An 18,668-nucleotide genomic window follows, 5' to 3' on the forward strand; every position below is an offset into this window, starting at 1 on the left:
TCCCCCGGGCGGCGTGTCCCAGCTCCGCGCCGCCCACCGGCTTGCCACCGGTACGTCAAAACGGCACGACTCGCCGCCGTAAGCGGCCCCAATAACCAGGAGGCACAGCCCAATGTTCAAAAGCATCACCGTGTACCAGCTCACCCAGGCGACAGATGCCGTGCTGCGCGCCCTCGAAGAGCACCTACCGAAGCGCCCCTTCACCCCCTGCACCCAACACGACGCCAGCAGCGCGGGCTGGGTGCCACCCCTCGGTGAGGATGCCGAAACCCTCACCTATGGCGCCCAGGGCTGCACGCTGTTCTGCCTGCGCACCGATACCAAGTCGGTGTCGGCGGGCGCGGTGAAGTTGGCCGTTGCCAAGCGAGTGAAGGCTTTCGAACAGGACAACCCAGATCCAGCCTCCCCGGTGGACAAGCGGCTGTTCAAGGAAGAGGTTACCCAGCAGTTCGTCGCGGCGATCCCCGGCGAGTGCGCGGCGCCCTCCTACACCTGGGCCTACATCGACCGCCAGCTGTCCATGCTGTTTGTGGGCGCCAGCGAGGACGGCGCGGACGGCTTTATCGCGGTGCTGAAAAAGACCCTGGACGCCCTGCCGGTCAAGCTGCTGAAGCTGACCGAGGTGGAGCCCTGCGACAAGTTCACCGAATGGCTGAAAGACCCGGCCACCCTGGGGGAGAAATTCCAGCTGGGCGATGCCGTCAGCATGAAGCGGGCGAAGGAAGGCGGCACCGAGGTGGCGAACATTTCCCATGCCGAGCTGAGCAGCGAATACCTGCAGACCTGGATCAGCGAAGGCGCGGAGTGCTGCCGGATCGGCCTGGCGCATGAGAAGGCCACGTTCGCCATCACCGCCAAGCTGGGCCTGCGCCGGTTCAAGCTGCCCGACGAGCCGGACGAAGACGAGGAAGGCGACGACCCGCTGGACAATACCCAGTATCGCTTCGTGCGCATTGCCGACGCCGTGCGCGCGGTGATGATCGACGTGGAGCCGAACCTGGGCGGCTTCCCGACCCAGGAGCTGTTGGACCTGCATGATGAGCAGGAAGGTGAGGTGGCGGCGTGAAACACCAGCAGCTATTCATCGACCACGCGTACTGGACCGCCGAGAGAAAGCGCCTCCAGGAAGCCGGATCCGAGGAGATGTCCAAGTGCGACCGCGTCCAGGCAGGGTTGGAGCGGTTCAAGTTCAACGAGAAAACCTGCATCGAATCGGTGCATGAAGCCTGGCGCAGCCAACCAGGCGACCCCTACAGCGGCGGCCCCAGCTTCGAGGAGGACTGGCTTGAGGCGATCAGCGAGGGGAGTGTTTGCGAGCACTGCATCAACGTCCGCGACCTCCGCAAGCAGCGCATGGCGGCTGGAAGGAAGCTCGGCGGGATACGATCAGCAATCACCCGAATTGGCCAGCGGCTCGCTAAAGCCAACGGTGGAGGATGCGACTGATGTACTACCACCCCAACCTGTCCCTGGCCGAGCACCACCGGCCCACGCGCATCATCATCCGCCAGGCGCACACCAGCACCCGGCACGTCCCGCAGGGCAGCGCGTTCCTTGCCTGGGTGCGCGAGTGGCTGAAGGATCGCCACCTCGCCTACACCACGGCGGACACCATTGCGGCGTACCACCGCACCTCCCCGAAGACGATTTACTGCAGGATGCGCGATGCCGGTGTCAGCTATCACCAGCTGATTGACGACGAGCGCCGGCGCCGGCTTCAGGCCCTGCCCCCTCATGCCAGCTGCGCGGAGGCTGCGGAGGCGCTGGATTTCCGAAGCCGCCGGGCGCTGCACTCAGCCATGCGCCGTTGGTACGGGATGACGTTCAGTGAGCACCAGGCGCGGCGCGGATCGCAGTGGCTGGGCGACTCCAACAAGGCAGTAGACCGTGAGGTATACGGGTGATCTCGTTCCTGCAGCATCGGTCACCCCGGTTCGGCTATGACGGCTGGGCCCTGCTGATCCCCGGCGCCGCGAAGCCGCTGGAGTGGACGGTGTGCACAACAAGGGCCGAGTGCCGCCGCCTGCGCCGTGACCGCGGCAACCTGTTCGAGCGCGGCGCCCAGATCGTGAAAGTGAAGGTGAGTGTGGAGGTGGTGGATGGATGATTTGTTGAGCTGGATGACGAAGGCGGAGTATTGTCGGCGATCCGGCACCTCCGAGGGCCGCCTGCGGGGCTGGATGCAGCGCCGCCAGATCACGAAAGGCACTCACTTCAGGAAGGTCGGCCGGACCATCTATATCAACTGGAGGGAGTTGGAGAAATGGATCGCTACCGGGGGATCGAAGAGCACGGCAACAGGATCAGGATCAGGTTCCAGTTCAAGGGCCGTAAATACGTCCGCTACCTCGATAAGCCGTGGGGGCCAAAGCGGAACCGGGCGGAGGCTTTCCGTCGTCGGGAACAGTACATCACGCGCCTGAAGGCAGGGCTGACCATCGATGAACTGGACACCGACCCCGAAAACCCGAGCTTCTACGACATGTCGGAGCTGTACCTCAAGTCGCTCAAGCGGAAGGATTCAACCCGTGCGAGCTACCAGCAGATTATCAATCAATTCTGGATGCCGCACCTGGAGAACGTCCAGATGCTGCACATGAATTACGCCCAGGTACTGGCTGCGGACAGCGCCACCGAGTGGACCAGCGCGAAGACCAGGCGCAACGCCATCATACCGCTGTCCGGGGTGTTCAAGCTGGCCATAAGCTCCCTGGAGGACTTCAACACCAATTTCGCCTCCAAGCTGCCGAAAGAGGACAGCAGTAAAGACGATGTAGACCCCTTCACCATCGAGGAGAAGGCCGAGATTCTGGCTGCCCTGGAGGAGCTCAAAGAAACCGATGCCTTGGATTATTTCACCCTGGGGTTTGAACTGGGCTGCCGGCTGCCTGGCGAACTGAACGCGCTCCGGTGGCAGGATTACCACGAGAAGAAGCTGGTGCATATCAACAAGGCCATTGTGCGCCGGAAGCTGACCACCACCAAGACCCACAGCGACAGGAAGGTGTTGCTCACCCCCGCGGCCAAGGCGGTGCTTGAGCGCCGCGTGCGCCCCATCAAGGGCGGTTACATCTTCACCAACAGCCAGGGCGGACCGCACCTGGACGGCGATATCATGAACGGGAAGTGGCGTGACGCGATTGGACTGGCCAACCAGAAGCGGGAGGCGGCGAAGCTGGATCCGATCCGCTACCGGCGCGCTTACAACTGCCGGCATACCCGGGCCAGCCTGGACCTCGGCGCCGGGGGCAAGCCGGCGTTCCTGGCATCCCAGCTAGGCCACACCCTTGAGCAGTTCTTCAATACCTACGCGACATGGATCAATAGCAAGGACGATGAGGCGGAGCTGGCTACCATCCTGGCTGGCCACGCGCAGGCAGAGAAGCGGCGACAGTCGCAGGAAGAGGAAGAGGCGAAGTGAAGAAAGTTGCCCAGAAGTTGCCCAAAAGGCAGGGGCCAGAAACCAAAAAACCCGCACTATCAACTAGTTACGGGTTCGGTATGTGGCGGACCGGACGGGACTCGAACCCGCGACCTCCGGCGTGACAGGCCGGCATTCTAACCAACTGAACTACCGGTCCAACGGCAGCATACTTATCGACATCGAATGGTGGGTGGTGACGGGATCGAACCGCCGACCCTCTGCTTGTAAGGCAGATGCTCTCCCAGCTGAGCTAACCACCCCCTGAGCCGATGGACGCGCATTATAGAGAGAATTGCGGGGGTGTCAAACGTTCCTCTGAAATTTTTCAGATTTTTTTCAGAACGTTAAAAGCGCTTGATTTTAGTAGTAAAATTTGCGACCTCACGCGCCCACAGCAGCGCCGCATCCTAAGCCCGCGGAAGGCCCCACACGCCCTCCCCCTGCCCGGAAAATCCGATGGAAATCTACAAGGAATTTCACTTTGAAGCCGCCCACCGCCTACCCAATGTGCCCCAGGGGCACAAGTGCGCCCGCCTTCACGGCCATTCCTTTCATGTGCGTATCAGCGTCAGTGGCGATGCCCCCGAGCCCAGCGGCTGGGTGATGGACTTCGGCGACCTGAAGGCCGCCTTCAAGCCGGTGCTCGACCAACTGGACCACTACTACCTGAACGACATTCCGGGGCTGGAGAATCCCACCAGCGAGAACCTGGCGCGCTGGATCTGGCAGCGCCTGCAACCGGCACTGCCGCAACTGAGCGCGGTGCAGATTCGCGAAACCTGCACCTCTGGCTGCATCTACCGCGGCGACTGAGCCCGATGGTGCCAGGCCAATGCGGGCGAAACCCAGGCGGACTGAGCCGAGGCCGCTGGGCCAAGCCGGACAGCGCCAGCGGGGCTGCCCGCTGTTACAAAGCGGTAACATGCCTGAAACATCTTGACAGGCACGCTGGCGCTACAGGGGTCGTGCTCTTCGATTCAACCCGCCCGATGCCGACAGAGCATAGCAATGTAAATGTTTCCAAATTAAGGGGCGAGGTTACCTTCCGTAGCAGGAAAAAGAATGTTATGCACACCGCCCGACGGTCACGAAACTTTCACTAGCTTAGGTATTTCTTTAAATCAACAACTTCATGAATTTATTTTAAGTTATTGATTTAATTGAGTTTTAGTTATTTGCTCGAAATTTAAGCAATTTGTAACAAACCCGATAGATTGGGCGCCTCCCGCACGGTTAAACAAAATATTCACCGAGTTATCCACAGAATCTGTGGAAAAGCCGGTAAACCGTGTGGCCTGTGGGAAAACGCCCGGGGAGAGAAAACATGGCCTTCACTCACTGGCTTTCGCTGTTCACCGTGTGCCTGCTGGGCGCCGTCTCCCCGGGCCCAAGCCTGGCGGTGGTGCTCGGCAACACCCTGCGCGAGGGACGCGCCGCCGGCATGGCGGCAGCGCTGGCCCACGGCGCGGGGGTAGGCTTGTACGGCCTGATCACGGTCAGCGGCCTGGCCGTGATGATGACCGGCTCGCCGCGCCTGTTTGCCGGCTTGCAGGTGCTGGGGGCCCTGTACCTGGTCTACCTCGGCCTGCGCGGGCTGCTGGCCAGCGCTGCCGGCCAGGCAGCGGCCGACGACCCCGCGGCCGCGGCGCCTCCCCGGGGCGGCAGCGCAAGCGCCGGCTTTCTGGTGGCCTTTCTCAACCCCAAGCTGGCCATTTTCATGCTGGCCCTGTTCAGCCAGTTCCTGGGGCCGGACACCCACTGGGGCACCAAGGCCATCATGGTACTTACCGTAGGGCTGACGGACGCCGCCTGGTACTGCCTGGTAGCGCTGCTGGCGTCCCGCCCCGGGGCGCTCGGGTGGCTGCGCCAGCGCGGCGCACTCATTGAGCGGGTGCTGGCCGTGGTGCTGGTGGTGTTGGGGTCGGTGGTGTTGCTGCGGGTGCTGGTGGCCCTTTCGACTCAGTCTTGAGGCGTTTTCTGCATGGGCTGGAGGCCCTTGCTGTTTGGGCTGGAGGCCCTCTGGCGGGCTCAGTGCAGGGTGCGGTTGGGCTCGCTCACCACCACGGCCTGCAGCTGCTTGCCGAGCATGATGACAAAGCCCTGCTCGCGCACCACGCCGTCGAAGCTGTAGTCGAAGCGGTACTGGCGCCAGATTTTCCAGCGCCCACTGCCGTCGCGGCTTAAAGAGAGGCGGTTAATGTGCACGGATTGGTCCAGCAGCTGGAAGTCGTCGCGCGCGCTGGCCCGCTCTACCGCCTGCACCGCCAGCTCCCGCACCCGGATGGAATCCAGAAAGTAGAGGCCGATGGCGCCGAACAGAAAGAGAACCAAGATTTCGCCGAGGCTGAGGTACATCGCTGCGCGGACCGGAGTGAACTGAAACAGGGGTCGCAAGCATACCCACCGCTCCGCTCCCGCGCCAGCGCTAGCGCCGGCGGCAGGCAAAATGCGAGCAACAGCCGAGCAAGTATCCAGCAAGCATCACGCCGGCCCCTTGCCCGAGCCGCGTTTTACACCTTCGCTATGCAAGTGTATTGTCAGCCCTCGCCCCGAAAGAGCCCGCCATGTCACCGTCGCCCGCCAAAGTCACCGCCTCTGTCAAAGCCACCGCCCCTGTCAAAGACAGCATTACCAGCCGCGAACAGCAGCGCGAGCAAACCCGCCAACGCATTCTGCAGGCGGCCATACACTGTTTCACCCGCTCCGGTTTTGCGGCGGCGTCCATGTCCAGCATCGCCCAGGCGGCGGGGGTCAAGAAGGCGCTGGTGCAATACCATTTCACCACCAAGGACGCCCTGTGGCAGGCCGCGGCCACGCAATTGTGGGAGGAGCGCAACGCCCGGCTGGCGGAGTTCACCGAGAATCACGGCGGCCTGCCCATGGCCGAGCGCCTGCGCCCGGCCTTTACCACCCTGGTGGAATTTACCCGGGAGCGGCCCGAGTGGATGTGGATGATGTTCCACGAGGCCCAGGGCGACAGCCCCCGGGCGCGCTGGCTGCGCAGGCACTACCTGCAGCAGGACTACGCCATGGGGGAGCACTTTGTACGCGAATGCCAGCGGCTGGGGCTGATTCGCCAGGCGGACCCGCTACAACTGCTGCACCTGATTTCCGGCGCCCTTACCTACAACCTGCTGGTAGCGCCCCAAACCAAAGCCATTACCGGCACCAACCTCGCCACCGCCGAATCTATCGCCGGCCAGGTCGACCTGCTGCTTGGCATGCTGGCGCCCTGAGCCCGGTCAGTCCGCCAGCAGAAAGCGGCGCACGGTGGCATTGAACAGGCGCGGCTGCTCGGCGTGCAGCCAGTGGCCGCAGCCCTGCAGCACCCGCAGGCTGGCATTGGGAAACAGCGCCTCGATAATCGGCCGGTGCGCCGGCAGGATGTAATCCGACAGTTCGCCCTTGATGAACAACACCGGCCTTGTAAAGGGCTCGCGCGTGGCCAGCTGTTGCCGCGCTGCCCCGTAATCCCGCAGCAGGCCCTCCAGATTGAAGCGCCAGCGATAGCGGCCGTCTTCGCCGCTGGCCAGGCTGAGCAGCAGGAACTGGCGCACCCCCGCCTCGCTGATGAAGCCGGCCATGATGGCTTCGGCGTCACTGCGCGATGCCGGCGCCGCCGCAGCCACCGCCTGCAGGGCGGCGAAAATGGCGTCATGATGGGGCGGGTAATCCACCGGGGCGATGTCTGCCACCACCAGTTTGCCCACCGTATCCGGCGCATCCAGGGCGATGCGCATGGCCACCTTGCCGCCGAGCGAATGGCCCACAAAGTGGGCCCGCCCGATACCCTGCTGCTGTTGCCAGGCGCGAATGCCATCGGCCAGCGACGCCAGCGTCATCTGCGCCAGCCAGTCGGAGCGGCCGTGGTTGGGCAAATCCAGGCAGTGCACGCGAAACTCGCCGCGCAGGGCCCGGGCCAGGGCGCCGAGGTTGTTGCCCATGCCGAACAGGCCGTGCAACAGAATGGCATCGGGCCCCTCGCCCTGGGTGGAAGAATGGATGTGCAGACTCACCGCGCTGTGACCCCATCGAGTTTTTGCTACCATGCGCGACACTATAACGGATCACGAACAGATCAGGAGTAAGCATGCGTTTGTTCACCACCGCCGCCCGCCTTGGCGGCGCCCTGCTGCTGGCTATTGGCCTGTGGGCCTGCAGCAGCACACCGAGCTATAACCCCACCACCTTCCAGCCCGAGGTGGACGCCCCCGAGGCCTTCAAGTCAGTCAAGACGGTGATTATTCCCCACGTCAACCTGGGCCCGCCCTCGCGCAATTACCTGGAAGATGTAGCACCCCGCATTGACGGTCTGGTGACCACCTACCTGAAAAAGAACGGCTATAAAGTGCTGCCCCAGCGCGAGTTCCGCCAGCACTGGAACACCGCAGTGCGCGCCTTCGGTGACCCGGTGGACCCAACCACCGGCCGGGTGAACATGAAGAGCTTTGTGCAGATCATGAACAGCGTGCGCGACGAACTGCGCAAAACCAGCGACCTGGACGCCTTTGTGTTTACCGACATCGTCGAATTTGAAGTGCCCTTCAACGGCGGCCTGAAGCACCTGGCCCGCTGGGACGGCGTGACCCGCCGCCCCTCCCTGCAGGGGCCGGGAGACGGCGTGTCCGCGGACTTTGACTGGAACAAGAATGCCGCCGTTGCCTCGCTGCAGGTCAGCATCTACGACATGGACCTCAAGCGCCTGTTCGCCAGCCGCGGCGGCCTGGATGCCACCGACGCCATCGACACCCGCTCCGCCAGCGGCCGCTATGTGCGCCGCCGCAACGTGCTGGAGAACGAAGACTACCTGATGGAAGGGGTTCAACTGGCCTTCCATCCCTTCATCCAATGGGAAGACTGGCCGGGCAATCCCGACTGAGGTTTTCAAGAGGTATCACCGACATGCCCGGCACTCACCTGCCCAACGCCCTGGCCCTGCTACTGGCGGCGCTGCCGCTGGCTGCCACCGCCAGCACCGATTTCAACAGCTGCCGCAGCCGGCTGGCGGAATACGCCATTGCCGAAGGGGTTCCCGCCGATCTGGTGAACGCCACCATGCCCTCCCTGCAGGAGCAGAAGCGGGTGGTGGCGCTGGATCGCAAACAGCCCGAGTTCATGCAGACCTTCGCCAGCTATGTGGACCAGCGGGTCAGCGAGCAGCGGGTGCGCCGCGGGCAGGCCCTGCTGGCCGAGCACAGCGACTTTCTGGCTACCCTGCAGGATCGCTTTGGCGTGCCCTCGCGCTATCTGGTGGCCTTCTGGGGGCTGGAAACCAACTACGGCGGCTACCTGGGCAAAATGCCCACGCTGGATTCGCTGGCCACCCTGGCCTGCGACCCACGCCGGGCTGACTTCTTCTCGACCGAATTCGTCAATGCCCTGAAGCTGCTGCAGCGGGAATCATTGCAGCCGTCGGATATGGTGGGCTCCTGGGCCGGGGCGGTTGGCCACACCCAGTTCATGCCCTCCACCTACCTGCAGTACGCCATTGACGGCGACGGTGACGGCCAGGTGAACCTGTGGCGCAGCGAGCGCGATGCCCTGGCCTCTGCCGCCAACTTTCTGAGCGGCCTGGGCTGGACGCCGGGGCTGCGCTGGGGCCGCCAGGTCCGGCTGCCCGGCGGCTTTGATGTGAGCACCGCGGGCAAGGAGCGCCCCGCCACGCTGGCCACCTGGCGCGAGCGCGGGCTGACCACCCTCAGCGGCACCGCCCTGCCGCGGGCAGACCTGCAGGCAGCGCTGCTGCTGCCCTCCGGCCACAGCGGCCCGGCCTTTCTGGTCTACGACAACTTTGACGTGGTGATGCGCTGGAACAATTCGCAGAGCTACGCCCTGTCGGTGGGCCTGCTGGCAGACCGCCTGGCGGGCGCCCCGGCCGGCTACTATGGCAACGGCGAGACCGACCCGGTCAGCATCGCCGAGTTGCGCCAGGCCCAGGAGGCCCTGCAGGCGGCGGGCTACGACCCGGGCACGCCGGATGGCATCTTAGGCAGCCGCACCCGCGCCGCCCTGCGCGACTTCCAGCTGTCAGCCCAGCTGCCGGCGGATGGCTACCCGGACCGGATAACGCTGAAGCGCCTGCTGGCGGCCTCGCCCTGACCTGAAGGGTTCAGGCCGCCAGTGCCTCCAGAGCGCGCTGGATGCACCACATGGCGGACAAACAGCCCAACAGATACACCGGGAAGGCCGCCAGGCGCGCGGCACTGTCGCCCAGGGGGCGGCGCACAAACAGCCAGATCACCAGCACCAGCAGGATGAAGGCGATCTGGCCGACCTCGATACCCACGTTGAAGAACAGCAGGGCCAGCGGCACGTTGGCCTGGGGCAGGCCGGTGGCCGCCAGGGCGCCGGCAAAACCCATGCCGTGCAACAGGCCAAAACCGCCGGCCAGCCACCAGGGATAGCGTTTAACCAGGCCATCGCCGCGGGTCAGCTCCACTGCCAGCACAAAGATGCTGACGGCGATGGCGAATTCCACCAATTCCACCGGGTAATTGATGTAGCCCAGTGCCGCCAGCGACAGGGTGATGCTGTGCCCCACGGTGAAGGCGGTGATGGTCCACAGCAGGCGCTTGCCACCGCCCACCAGCAGAATCAGCCCGAACACGAACAACAGGTGATCGATGCCGCCCCAGATGTGCTCGATGCCAAGCACGGTGTAGTCGCTCATGACCTTGCCGGCTCCGGGCTCTGCGGGCACCTGGTAGTCGGGCGCTTCGGCGGTCAGCACCTGCTGGTAATAGCGGCCGTCCTGCAAGGTCAGCATGAACATGCCGGTGGCCTGGTTGGGGCCCATGCCGTCAATACCCAGGCGCTGCCCCACCAGCCCCGCCTCACCCAGGGCCGAGCAGTCCAGCAACAGGGTAGTGACCTGGCCGGTGCCCTCCAGTTGCGGCGGGGGCGCTTGGATGACGGTGCAGGCGTCTGGCCACAGGGGCCGCATGGGCACCGGGCTGGTTGCCTGCACCGGGGTTTTCCACACTAGGTTGTAACGCCCCTGCCCCACTTCCGTCACCTGCAGCAGCGACGGCGCAAAACGGTGAGCCTGGGCCGGCAGCGCGGCGCCGGCAAACACCAGCAGCAATAAACACAGTTTCAGCAGATGGCTCATGTGCGGCGTACCTCGTATTGCTCGCGCAGCTCGGCGATGGCCGCCGCCAGGGCCTCGGCCCGGTGGCGGGAGAACAGGTCGCGCTCAAGCTGCGGGCGCACCTCCTCCAGGGTCGCGTCGCGGGCCGGCTCAATGGATTCAACCCACACGTAATGCAAACCGTAGGTGGAGCGCAGTGGCCCCACCCACTGCCCGGGCGCCGGATGGGCCTGCTCCAGGTTCATCACAAAGGCGGCGCCAAAATTGCGCGCCAGCTGGTCCGGCGTCTGGGCGCGAAACACATACCCGGGCAGGAAGGGCGAACTGAGCTGGCGCGCCTCGGCCGCGCCCAGCCCCTCGCGCTGGATTTGCTCGATCACCCCGGCAACCTCGCCCTCCCGCTCGCGGCTGAAGTACAGCTGCTCGATGGAGTAGCGCGGCGGGCGCCGTAGCTCGTCGCCCCGCGCCTCGAATTCAGCGGCAATTTGCGCCTCGGTCACCGGCTGCGGCGGCCTGGCGGACAGCAGCAGTTGCTCCATCACCTGGATCAGGCGGCGCTTGATCACTTCGTCACCCAGGTGCAGGCGCATGTCCAGCGCCTGCTGGTAACGATCCTGGTCAGAAAGGCCCTGCCCCATGCCCAGAAAATCCAGGTTGCGCAGCAGGCGCTGGTAGACCACCTGATCGTACAGGTGCAACTCCATCGACAGGGCGCGCTGGAACAGCATGTCGCGATCCAGCTCCTGGCTGATCATGCCCTGCAGCTGCTCGTCGCTGGCCGGCTGCCCGGCCACGGCCAGCCACTGCTGGCGCAGGTTATCGACACGGGCCTCGGACAACGGGCCCACCACCGGTTTGGGTTCCGGGAAGGCCCAGCTCTGCAGTTTGAACAGCGCCAGGCCAATCAGGATAAAGTGCAGCCACGGCTGCCGCAGCCATGCGGGTAATGACATAGGGTGAAGTCGCCTTGCCGGGGAATGGAAGCCTAGTCGTCGTACTCGGCGGTGGTTTTCTGGGCCTGGGCGGTGATGCCGGCGCCCAGGTCCACCTGGCTCAGCATGCCGGCGTTCCAGGTGGCAATGTAGTTGAGGCCATCGGCCACGGAATGGTCCCGGGCGTACACCAGCATCTCCTTGCTGCCACGAATGGCCAGCGGCGTTTTGGCGGCGATACTCTGGGCAATCTCCCGCACACCGGCGTAGAGTGCCTCGCGGTCCTCGAACACGCGGTTGGCAAAGCCCAGCCGGCAGGCTTCCTCGGCATCCATGGTGCGCCCGGTGTAGGCCAGCTCGCGCACCACGCCCTGGGGAATCAGGTGGGGCAGGCGCTGCAGGGTGCCCACGTCGGCGGTCATGCCAATGTCGATCTCGCGGATGGAGAAGTGAGCATCCGCGCTCACATAACGCATGTCGCAGCAGCAGGTCAGGTCTACCCCGCCGCCAATGCAGGTGTTGTGGATCGCGGCCAGCACTGGCTTGCGGCACTTCTCGATGGCGCTCAGGTTGTCCTGCATGCGCAGTACCGTGCGGCGAAACTGCTCTGAGCGCCGCGCAGGGTCGGCGTGATCGGAAATCACCTCGCCGAACATGCCAAGGTCAATACCCGCGCAAAAGTGCTTGCCATTGCCGCTGAGGATCACAACCCGCACACCAGGCTCGGCATCCAGCCATTCAAAGCACTCCTGCAGCTCCCGCCACATGGGGGTGTTCATGGCATTGGCCCGGTCCGTCCGGTTCAGGGCCACGGTGGCGATTTTGTCTTCAATGCTGAGGCTTAAGGTTTCGTACTGGGGGGGCATGTTGTTATCTCTCTTGCTATCAAACAGGTGGATGTCGGGTGGCGGCGCGGGCGGTTACCACGGGCTCAGGAAGTCGTCGGGCTCCAGGGCCGGCAGGTTCTTGGCCGGCGCCGCGCGGCTGCCAAGGTAGAGAAAGCCGGTGATTTCCTCGCCGCTGGCCAGCCCCAGGGCCTGGAAGACCCGGGGGTCGAAGGCCGCATCGCCAGTGCGCCACACCCCGGCGTAACCCAGGGCCTCGGCGGCCAGCAGAATGCCGTGGGCGGCACAGCCCGCCGACAGGCGCTGTTCCACCGCCGGCACCTTGGGGTGTTCGCTGATACGGGCCACCACCACCAGCAGCAGCGGCGCCCGCAGGGGGGCGTTGCGCGCCTTGTCACGGGCGGCCGGGTCGGCGTCGGGCTTGCGCTGCAGCAGGCACTGCTCCAGCACCTCGCCAAAGGCCGCCCGGCGCTCGCCCTCGATACGGATAAACCGCCAGGGATTCAGCCAGCAGTGATCGGGCGCGCGCAGGGCGGCGCGCACCATTTCCCTGAGTTCGCCAGGTCCGGGGGCAGGCTCGGTCAGGCGCGGCGCGGAGTTGCGCTGTTGCAGAAAGGTCAGAACGTCGGACATGGCATCAGGCTGGGTCAGGGTGGCAACTGGCGGTCGGGCAAACAAAGGGTGGCATCATAGCAGCTAACGTCGGCGCCGGGCGCATTCAGTCGGCCCCCACCAGCAGATTCATAAAGCCGGCGTCCCCGGGGCAGGCATCGACGTTGTCGCACCACAGGGCCAGCTCGGCGGCGCTGGAGCGCACCAGGCGGTGCTCGATATGGTCCACAATCCACAGCGGCTGCCCCAGCCCGGCCAGCAGCTCCACCAGGGCGCGGCCGCTATGGCCTGCCTGGCGCAGGGACAGGGGCGTCAGCTCGATGAGGATGCGCGGCACCGCGGGCAGGCGCTGCAGCAGGGGCAGCAGGCCGCGCATCACGGCGTATTCGTAGCCTTGGGTATCGACCTTGAGCATGGCTATGCCCTCAACACGCTGCCCCAGCCAGGCGCCGCCATCGAGCAACGTGACCGGCACGCTGGCGCGCCCCTGCCCCACATCGAACAGCTGGTGGTCGCCCAGATTGTCGCAGCTCAGGTGCAGGCGCGCCGCGCCATCGGCGTCGGCCAGGCCGGCCTGCACCGCCGTCACCCGTTCCGCGCAGTCGTTGCGCCGGGTGTTGTCCTGCAGCAGGGCAAAATTGGCCGGGTCTGGCTCGAAGGCAAACACCCTGCCGCCGGGGCCAACGCAGTGGGCTGCCAGCACGGTGAAGTAGCCGAGGTTGGCACCCACATCCACAAACACATCGCCGGGCTTGAGAAAGCGCTGCACGAGCTGGGTTTCAAAAGGCTCCCAGATGCCCGCTTCCAGCAGCTGGCGGGAGACATGACGGTCGCCCTCGCCATGCACCCGCAGGGTCAGCTCGCCGGCCACGCCCGGCACGCGCAGCGGCGCCAGCACTTCAGGGGGCATAGGCGCCGGGGGCTACGCCGGTCCAGCGATGGAAGGCGCGGGAAAAGCTGCTGGTGTCGGAAAACCCGAGCAGAAAGGCAATTTCCGTCAGTGACGGCCGGGGCTTGCGCGACAGGTAGGAGCAGGCCAGTTCGCAGCGGGTCTCGTTGAGCAGCTGGTTGAACGAGGTGTCTTCGGCGCTTAATTTGCGCTGCAGGCTGCGCACGCTCATGCCCAGTTCCCGTGCGTAGTGCTCGTGGCCGAGGGTGCCGCCTGGCATATCGCGCACCAGCAGGTTGCGCAGGCGGGTGGCAACGCTGTCGCGCTCCAGTTGCTTGAGGTAATCCTCGATCACCCGGTCGCTGGAGCGGGCCAGGTTTTCGTTGCCCCATTCCAGGGGTTGCTCCAGGTCTGCCCGGTCGAACACCATCTCGTAGCGCGGGGCGCCAAAGTGGATGGGCGAGCGGAAGAATTCCCGGAACGGGGTTTCATCGGCGCAGCGCTTGCGCATCAGGGCCACCGACAGGGGGGCGAAATCCCGCCCTTTGATTTTGCGCGACGAGCGCAGAATCAGCGACAGGATGGCCTCCATGGCCTCCAGCGAGGGGCCGTGCTCCGGGGTGACCGCCTCCCAGCTCAGCACCACGGTATCGCCCCGGTTTTCCAGGCCCACCCGGGCGGCGTCGGACACCATAGGGTTAAAGCGCGCCACCCGCTGCAGGGCCTCCAACAGCGTGGTGCTGGCCATAAAGGCATAGCCCAGGGCGTGAAAGGTGTTCTGGTTGGAGTAACAGGGCACCCACAGGCCCAGGGTTTCATCCTCCAGGGCCTGCACGCTCAGCTGCCACAGGCGGGTGGTGGCATCCAGGGGCAGGCGGGCGTCCGGGTCCGCCAGTTGCTCCGGGGTCAGGCCCGACTGCTGCAGCAGCAGGTCGGCATTGCAGCCCTGGTCCGCCAGCGCCACCAGCAGGACTTTCATCCAGCTGCTGATGACAGTGGGGTGGCGCTCGCTGTCAGGGATGCAATGTGGCTGTGGCATCTTCGGTCATTAAGTTGGCGTAAATGGACATGCGGAGCATGCCGGGCTTGTATACCGTAGACCTCGCTGCGATGTCCACACGAGACCGATAATAACGGAGATTGAACCAGCTTATGAGCAGTGCACGCCTGCCACGCGACAGCGACAACGACTACACCCACGAGGCCGCCGCCCGGCGCCGTGCCTTTATTGAGTCCCAGGGCCAGTGCAGCCTTGAGCACGTTGGCAGCTATTCCTTTGACCCGGCCACCCTGCCCGGCAATATCGAGAATTTCACCGGGGTGGTGCAGATGCCGCTGGGCTACGCCGGCCCGCTGCGGGTGATTGGCGAGCACGCCCACGGCGAATTCTACGTTCCCATGGCCACCACCGAGGGCACCCTGGTGGCCAGCTACAGCCGCGGCATGCGCCTGACCCGCGAGGCCGGCGGCGTCACCACCACCGTGGTGGACGACGCCATGCAGCGCTCGCCGGTGTTCGCCTTTGACGACGCCCGCGGCGCCCGCGAATTCGGCCACTGGATCAACCAGCACTTCACCGACATCAAGGCCGCGGCAGAATCCACCACCCGCAGCGGCCGGCTACGCAATATCGAGCAGTACGCCGCCAGCCGCATGCTCTACCTGCGCTTCAACTACACCACTGGCGATGCCGCCGGGCAAAACCTGTGTGGCAAGGCCACCTTCGCCGCCTGCCGCTGGATTCTGGACAATTACCCCGGCGCCATCGGGCGCTATTTCCTGTCGGGCAACATGGACACCGACAAGAAACACTCACAGCTCAACACCCTACACAGCCGCGGCAAGCGGGTGATTGCCGAAGTCACCCTGCCCCGGGACCTGCTGCGCGACCTGATGCGCACCACGCCCGAGGCCATGTACGCGGCGCGGATGGCATCCCAGCTGGGTGGCCTTATGGCCGGTGCGGTGCACAACGGCGTGCACCCGGCCAACGGTATCGCCAGTGTGTTTATTGCCACCGGACAGGACGAGGCGAACGTGGCAGAATCCCACGCGAGCCTGGTACACGCGGAAATCACCCCCGAGGGCGATTATTACTATTCCGTGACACTTCCCTCGCTGATCGTTGCCACCTACGGCGGTGGTACCGGTTTGGCAACCCAAAGGGAATGCTTGGAATCGATAGGTTGCTACGGTGAGGGGAAAGCCCGCAAACTGGCGGAAATCGTTGCCGCCACCGTCCTCTGCGGAGAAATCTCGCTCGGGGCGGCGGTGGTCTCCGAGGAATGGGTCAGCAGCCACGATACCTATGGCCGCAACCGGCCCTGACCTCCGGCCTCTCGCGGTTTCAGTTTGATAATAGCTATAACGCAACAACAGAAAGAGGGAGCAATACCATGCACAACAACAAAACCGTTCTCCGCAAGCACCCAATGAGTGCAGCGCTCAGTGGACTGGGTAAGTCCGCTGGCGCCATGCTACTGGGGGGCGCGGTCACGCTGGCTAACAGTGTTGCCGTGCAAGCCCAGGAAGAGCGCCGGGGGGCCTCATCCGCCATGCTTGAGGAAGTAGTGGTCACCGCCCGCAAGCGCGCCGAACTGTCCCAGGACGTGCCCATGGCCATTTCCGCCTTCGGCTCGGACCAGATCGAAGCACTGAAAGTGCGCGATCTGACCAACCTGTCGGTGGGCCTGCCCAACGTAGCCCTGGATGACGTGGGCACCACCCGCGGCACCGCCAACTTCTCCATTCGGGGGCTGGGTATCAACAGTTCCATTCCCTCCATCGACCCCACCGTCGGCGTATTCGTCAACGGCGTGTACCTCGGGGTGAACAACGGCATCATCTTCGATGTGTTCGACCTGGAGAGCATCGAGGTGCTGCGCGGGCCCCAGGGCATCCTGTTCGGGCGCAACGTGACCGGCGGCGCCATCCTGATGAACTGGAAGCGCCCCACCGACGAGTTTGACGCCACCGTGCGCGCCGCCATCGACGGCGGTGGCGAGGGCGGCCTGAACCGCTACCTGATGGGTGCCGTGGGCGGCCCCATCACCGATAACCTGGCGGTGCGCTTCACCGGCTACTACAACGACGACGAAGGCTATTTTGAAAATGGCTTCGACGGCGACGACGTGGGCGCCATCGAACAGAAAATGGGCCGCGCCAGCGTGCTGTGGACCCCCACCGACAGCAGTGAGCTGATCGTGCGCTACGAATACAGCGACATCGACGGCGACGGCCCGGTGCCCCAGTCCCACACCAACGGTGCCGGCGTGCCCGGCACCCCGGTCAACAATGACCGCGACAGCTTCGACGTGAACTACAACGGCATCGGCTACGGCATCATCGAGACCGACTTCCTGAGCGCCGAATTCAACATGGACGTGGGCTTTGGCGATGGCACCATCACCGCCATCTACGGCTACCGCGACTCGGACAGCAGTTCCTTCGGCGACATCGACGCCCAGCCCCGGGCCCTGTTCCACGCCCCCGCCAACCTGGAAACCGAGCAGAACAGCTTTGAGCTGCGCTACAACGGCCAGTTCGGCAACGCCAACGTGACCACCGGCCTGTACTGGTTTGACCACGACATGGCCTACCACGAGCGCCGCAACCTGCTCGGCTTTCTGGCCAACGCACTCAGCGGCGGCCTGCTGCCGGATACCGTGCCCTTCCAGATTCAGGACGGTGGCGGCTTCTACAACGTGGAAACCCTGGGCGCCTTTGCCGCGGTGGACTACGACCTGACCGACCGCCTCACCCTGACCGCGGGCATCCGCTGGTCCAGTGAAGAGAAATCGGCCGAGATCGCCTCGCTGAACATTAACACCAACGTGCTGGACCCCGGCGGCACCCTGGCCACCGGGGTGCCCACCTACCTCAACCCGGGCACCGGCACCGACACCCGCTGTAACTTCGTTGAGGGCCCCGCCTGCCCCATCGACTTTGTGGACGATAAAACCTGGAACACCTGGGCGCCGAAAATCGGCTTTACCTACGCCCTGGACGACATGTCCCAGATATACGCCCACTGGAGCCGTGGCTTCCGCTCTGGCGGTTACAACCTGCGCAACACCGACCCGGCCTTCTCACCCGGCCCCTTCGATGAAGAGCAGGTGGACAGCTATGAAATCGGCTACAAGTCGACCCACGACTGGGGCCGCCTGAACGCCGCCGTGTTCTACACCGACATCGGCGACATGCAGCGCGAGGTCAACATCACCAACCAGGTGTCCGGTGTTGTGCAGATCATCGACAACACCGCCGACGCCAGCATCTACGGTATCGAACTGGACGGCGCCTTCCCGCTGACCGACGGCCTGGTGCTGACCGCCGGCATCGGCTACCTGGACGCCAGCTACGACTCGGTGAAGTTCGACCTGAACGGCGATAACGTGGTGGATGGCAAAGACAAGGACCTGGACCTGCCCCGGGCGCCGGAGCTGACCTACAATGTGGGCCTGAACTACGACTTCAGCATCGGTGAGTGGGGCTACGCCGCGGCGCGCGTCAGCTACGCCTACCGCGACGAAGCGGCCTACACCGACAACAACCGTGGCTACATCCTGGAGCAGGACATCGTCGACGTCGGCCTGGACTTCTACTCCAACAGCGGCCACTGGGTGTTTGGTCTCTACGGCCGCAACCTGCTGGACGAAGTGAAACACGGCGGCGATACCCAGTTGCCTGCCAACCTCGGCCCGGTTCCCGTTGGCGGCACCTTCGCCCCGGTATCCAAGGGCCAGGTGTACGGCGCGGAAATCACCTACAACTTCTGATCGCCCGATCAGAAGACCCAACGAAAGAGGGCGGCCAGTGGCCGCCCTCTTTCGTTGTAAAACCCCGGTGCCGCAGTTCCCGCTGGGGCATTCGTCTC

At 64.7% G+C, this 18,668-nt stretch carries 20 protein-coding genes and 2 tRNA genes; 12 read left to right on the forward strand and 10 right to left on the reverse strand.

The features are described 5' to 3' along the window. Window positions 1-112 precede the first annotated feature (112 nt). From DDZ17_RS02955 to DDZ17_RS02975, 5 genes are all read left to right on the forward strand, one after another. A complete protein-coding gene (locus DDZ17_RS02955; protein WP_116364440.1) occupies window positions 113-1,066 on the forward strand; it encodes a recombination-associated protein RdgC in 954 nt (317 codons plus the stop codon). Continuing rightward, the gene (locus tag DDZ17_RS02960; RefSeq protein WP_116364441.1) at window positions 1,063-1,446 is read left to right on the forward strand and encodes a hypothetical protein; all 384 of its coding nucleotides are present in this window, start codon (window positions 1,063-1,065) and stop codon (window positions 1,444-1,446) included. The genes DDZ17_RS02955 and DDZ17_RS02960 overlap by 4 nt, the downstream gene beginning before the upstream one ends. Beyond that, window positions 1,446-1,904: a helix-turn-helix transcriptional regulator gene (locus tag DDZ17_RS02965; RefSeq protein ID WP_116364442.1), complete on the forward strand. Its 459-nt coding sequence runs from the start codon at window positions 1,446-1,448 to the stop codon at window positions 1,902-1,904. Before DDZ17_RS02960 ends, DDZ17_RS02965 begins: the two co-directional genes overlap by 1 nt. After that, complete coding sequence (locus DDZ17_RS02970; protein WP_116364443.1) at window positions 1,901-2,107, forward strand: hypothetical protein; 207 nt, start codon at window positions 1,901-1,903, stop codon at window positions 2,105-2,107. The genes DDZ17_RS02965 and DDZ17_RS02970 overlap by 4 nt, the downstream gene beginning before the upstream one ends. A 156-nt stretch (window positions 2,108-2,263) precedes the next feature. Further along, window positions 2,264-3,421 (forward strand): tyrosine-type recombinase/integrase, encoded by a 1,158-nt coding sequence (locus DDZ17_RS02975; protein WP_116364444.1) that lies wholly within the window; start codon window positions 2,264-2,266, stop codon window positions 3,419-3,421. Between the two features lie 83 nt (window positions 3,422-3,504). Here DDZ17_RS02975 and DDZ17_RS02980 read toward each other — a convergent pair. Next, window positions 3,505-3,581: transfer RNA gene (locus DDZ17_RS02980), tRNA-Asp, on the reverse strand. Between the two features lie 27 nt (window positions 3,582-3,608). Next, window positions 3,609-3,684 (reverse strand) — tRNA-Val (locus DDZ17_RS02985). 196 nt (window positions 3,685-3,880) lie between these two features. On the opposite strand from DDZ17_RS02985, the gene queD reads away from it, so the two are divergent. Both queD and DDZ17_RS02995 read left to right on the forward strand, forming a co-directional pair. Then, window positions 3,881-4,237: a 6-carboxytetrahydropterin synthase QueD gene (gene queD, locus DDZ17_RS02990; protein WP_116364445.1), complete on the forward strand. Its 357-nt coding sequence runs from the start codon at window positions 3,881-3,883 to the stop codon at window positions 4,235-4,237. 511 nt (window positions 4,238-4,748) lie between these two features. Next, window positions 4,749-5,393, forward strand: a complete 645-nt coding sequence (locus DDZ17_RS02995) for a LysE family translocator (RefSeq protein ID WP_116364446.1) — start codon at window positions 4,749-4,751, stop codon at window positions 5,391-5,393. Window positions 5,394-5,452: 59 nt separating this feature from the next. Here DDZ17_RS02995 and DDZ17_RS03000 read toward each other — a convergent pair whose 3' ends face one another. Then, on the reverse strand, window positions 5,453-5,755 hold the full coding sequence (locus DDZ17_RS03000) for a DUF3301 domain-containing protein (RefSeq protein WP_241505761.1): 303 nt from the start codon (window positions 5,753-5,755) through the stop codon (window positions 5,453-5,455). Between the two features lie 233 nt (window positions 5,756-5,988). Between DDZ17_RS03000 and DDZ17_RS03005 the strand changes: the two genes are divergently transcribed. After that, window positions 5,989-6,660 (forward strand): TetR/AcrR family transcriptional regulator, encoded by a 672-nt coding sequence (locus tag DDZ17_RS03005; RefSeq protein WP_116364448.1) that lies wholly within the window; start codon window positions 5,989-5,991, stop codon window positions 6,658-6,660. 6 nt (window positions 6,661-6,666) lie between these two features. On the opposite strand, the gene DDZ17_RS03010 is transcribed toward DDZ17_RS03005, so the two are convergent. Further along, window positions 6,667-7,440 carry an alpha/beta fold hydrolase gene (locus tag DDZ17_RS03010; protein ID WP_241505762.1) on the reverse strand — a complete coding sequence of 258 codons (774 nt, stop codon included), beginning with the start codon at window positions 7,438-7,440 and terminating at the stop codon, window positions 6,667-6,669. A gap of 74 nt (window positions 7,441-7,514) precedes the next feature. Here DDZ17_RS03010 and DDZ17_RS03015 point away from each other — a divergent pair, with 74 nt between their 5' ends. Continuing rightward, on the forward strand, window positions 7,515-8,303 hold the full coding sequence (locus tag DDZ17_RS03015) for a hypothetical protein (RefSeq protein WP_116364450.1): 789 nt from the start codon (window positions 7,515-7,517) through the stop codon (window positions 8,301-8,303). A gap of 23 nt (window positions 8,304-8,326) precedes the next feature. Further along, window positions 8,327-9,523 carry a lytic murein transglycosylase gene (locus DDZ17_RS03020; protein WP_116364451.1) on the forward strand — a complete coding sequence of 399 codons (1,197 nt, stop codon included), beginning with the start codon at window positions 8,327-8,329 and terminating at the stop codon, window positions 9,521-9,523. Window positions 9,524-9,533: 10 nt separating this feature from the next. Here the strand turns inward: DDZ17_RS03020 and DDZ17_RS03025 are convergent, their stop codons facing one another. The 6 genes from DDZ17_RS03025 to DDZ17_RS03050 form a co-directional block, all read right to left on the reverse strand. Then, the gene (locus DDZ17_RS03025; protein ID WP_116364452.1) at window positions 9,534-10,535 is read right to left on the reverse strand and encodes a HupE/UreJ family protein; all 1,002 of its coding nucleotides are present in this window, start codon (window positions 10,533-10,535) and stop codon (window positions 9,534-9,536) included. Further along, window positions 10,532-11,467, reverse strand: a complete 936-nt coding sequence (locus DDZ17_RS03030) for a peptidyl-prolyl cis-trans isomerase (protein ID WP_116364453.1) — start codon at window positions 11,465-11,467, stop codon at window positions 10,532-10,534. The genes DDZ17_RS03025 and DDZ17_RS03030 overlap by 4 nt, the downstream gene beginning before the upstream one ends. 32 nt (window positions 11,468-11,499) lie before the next feature. Continuing rightward, window positions 11,500-12,312 carry a crotonase/enoyl-CoA hydratase family protein gene (locus DDZ17_RS03035; RefSeq protein ID WP_116364454.1) on the reverse strand — a complete coding sequence of 271 codons (813 nt, stop codon included), beginning with the start codon at window positions 12,310-12,312 and terminating at the stop codon, window positions 11,500-11,502. Between the two features lie 54 nt (window positions 12,313-12,366). Next, window positions 12,367-12,924 (reverse strand): nitroreductase family protein, encoded by a 558-nt coding sequence (locus DDZ17_RS03040; protein ID WP_116364944.1) that lies wholly within the window; start codon window positions 12,922-12,924, stop codon window positions 12,367-12,369. Window positions 12,925-13,009: 85 nt separating this feature from the next. Continuing rightward, on the reverse strand, window positions 13,010-13,813 hold the full coding sequence (locus tag DDZ17_RS03045) for an FkbM family methyltransferase (RefSeq protein WP_116364455.1): 804 nt from the start codon (window positions 13,811-13,813) through the stop codon (window positions 13,010-13,012). Further along, window positions 13,803-14,831, reverse strand: a complete 1,029-nt coding sequence (locus DDZ17_RS03050; RefSeq protein WP_116364456.1) for an AraC family transcriptional regulator — start codon at window positions 14,829-14,831, stop codon at window positions 13,803-13,805. The genes DDZ17_RS03045 and DDZ17_RS03050 overlap by 11 nt, the downstream gene beginning before the upstream one ends. A gap of 113 nt (window positions 14,832-14,944) precedes the next feature. On the opposite strand from DDZ17_RS03050, the gene DDZ17_RS03055 reads away from it, so the two are divergent. Further along, complete coding sequence (locus tag DDZ17_RS03055; RefSeq protein ID WP_116364457.1) at window positions 14,945-16,120, forward strand: hydroxymethylglutaryl-CoA reductase; 1,176 nt, start codon at window positions 14,945-14,947, stop codon at window positions 16,118-16,120. Window positions 16,121-16,188: 68 nt separating this feature from the next. Then, entirely contained in the window at window positions 16,189-18,570 is a 2,382-nt protein-coding gene (locus tag DDZ17_RS03060; protein WP_170150138.1) for a TonB-dependent receptor, read from the forward strand. Window positions 18,571-18,668 lie beyond the last annotated feature (98 nt).

Source organism: Parahaliea mediterranea (genome assembly GCF_003402235.1).
GTDB lineage: Bacteria > Pseudomonadota > Gammaproteobacteria > Pseudomonadales > Halieaceae > Parahaliea > Parahaliea mediterranea.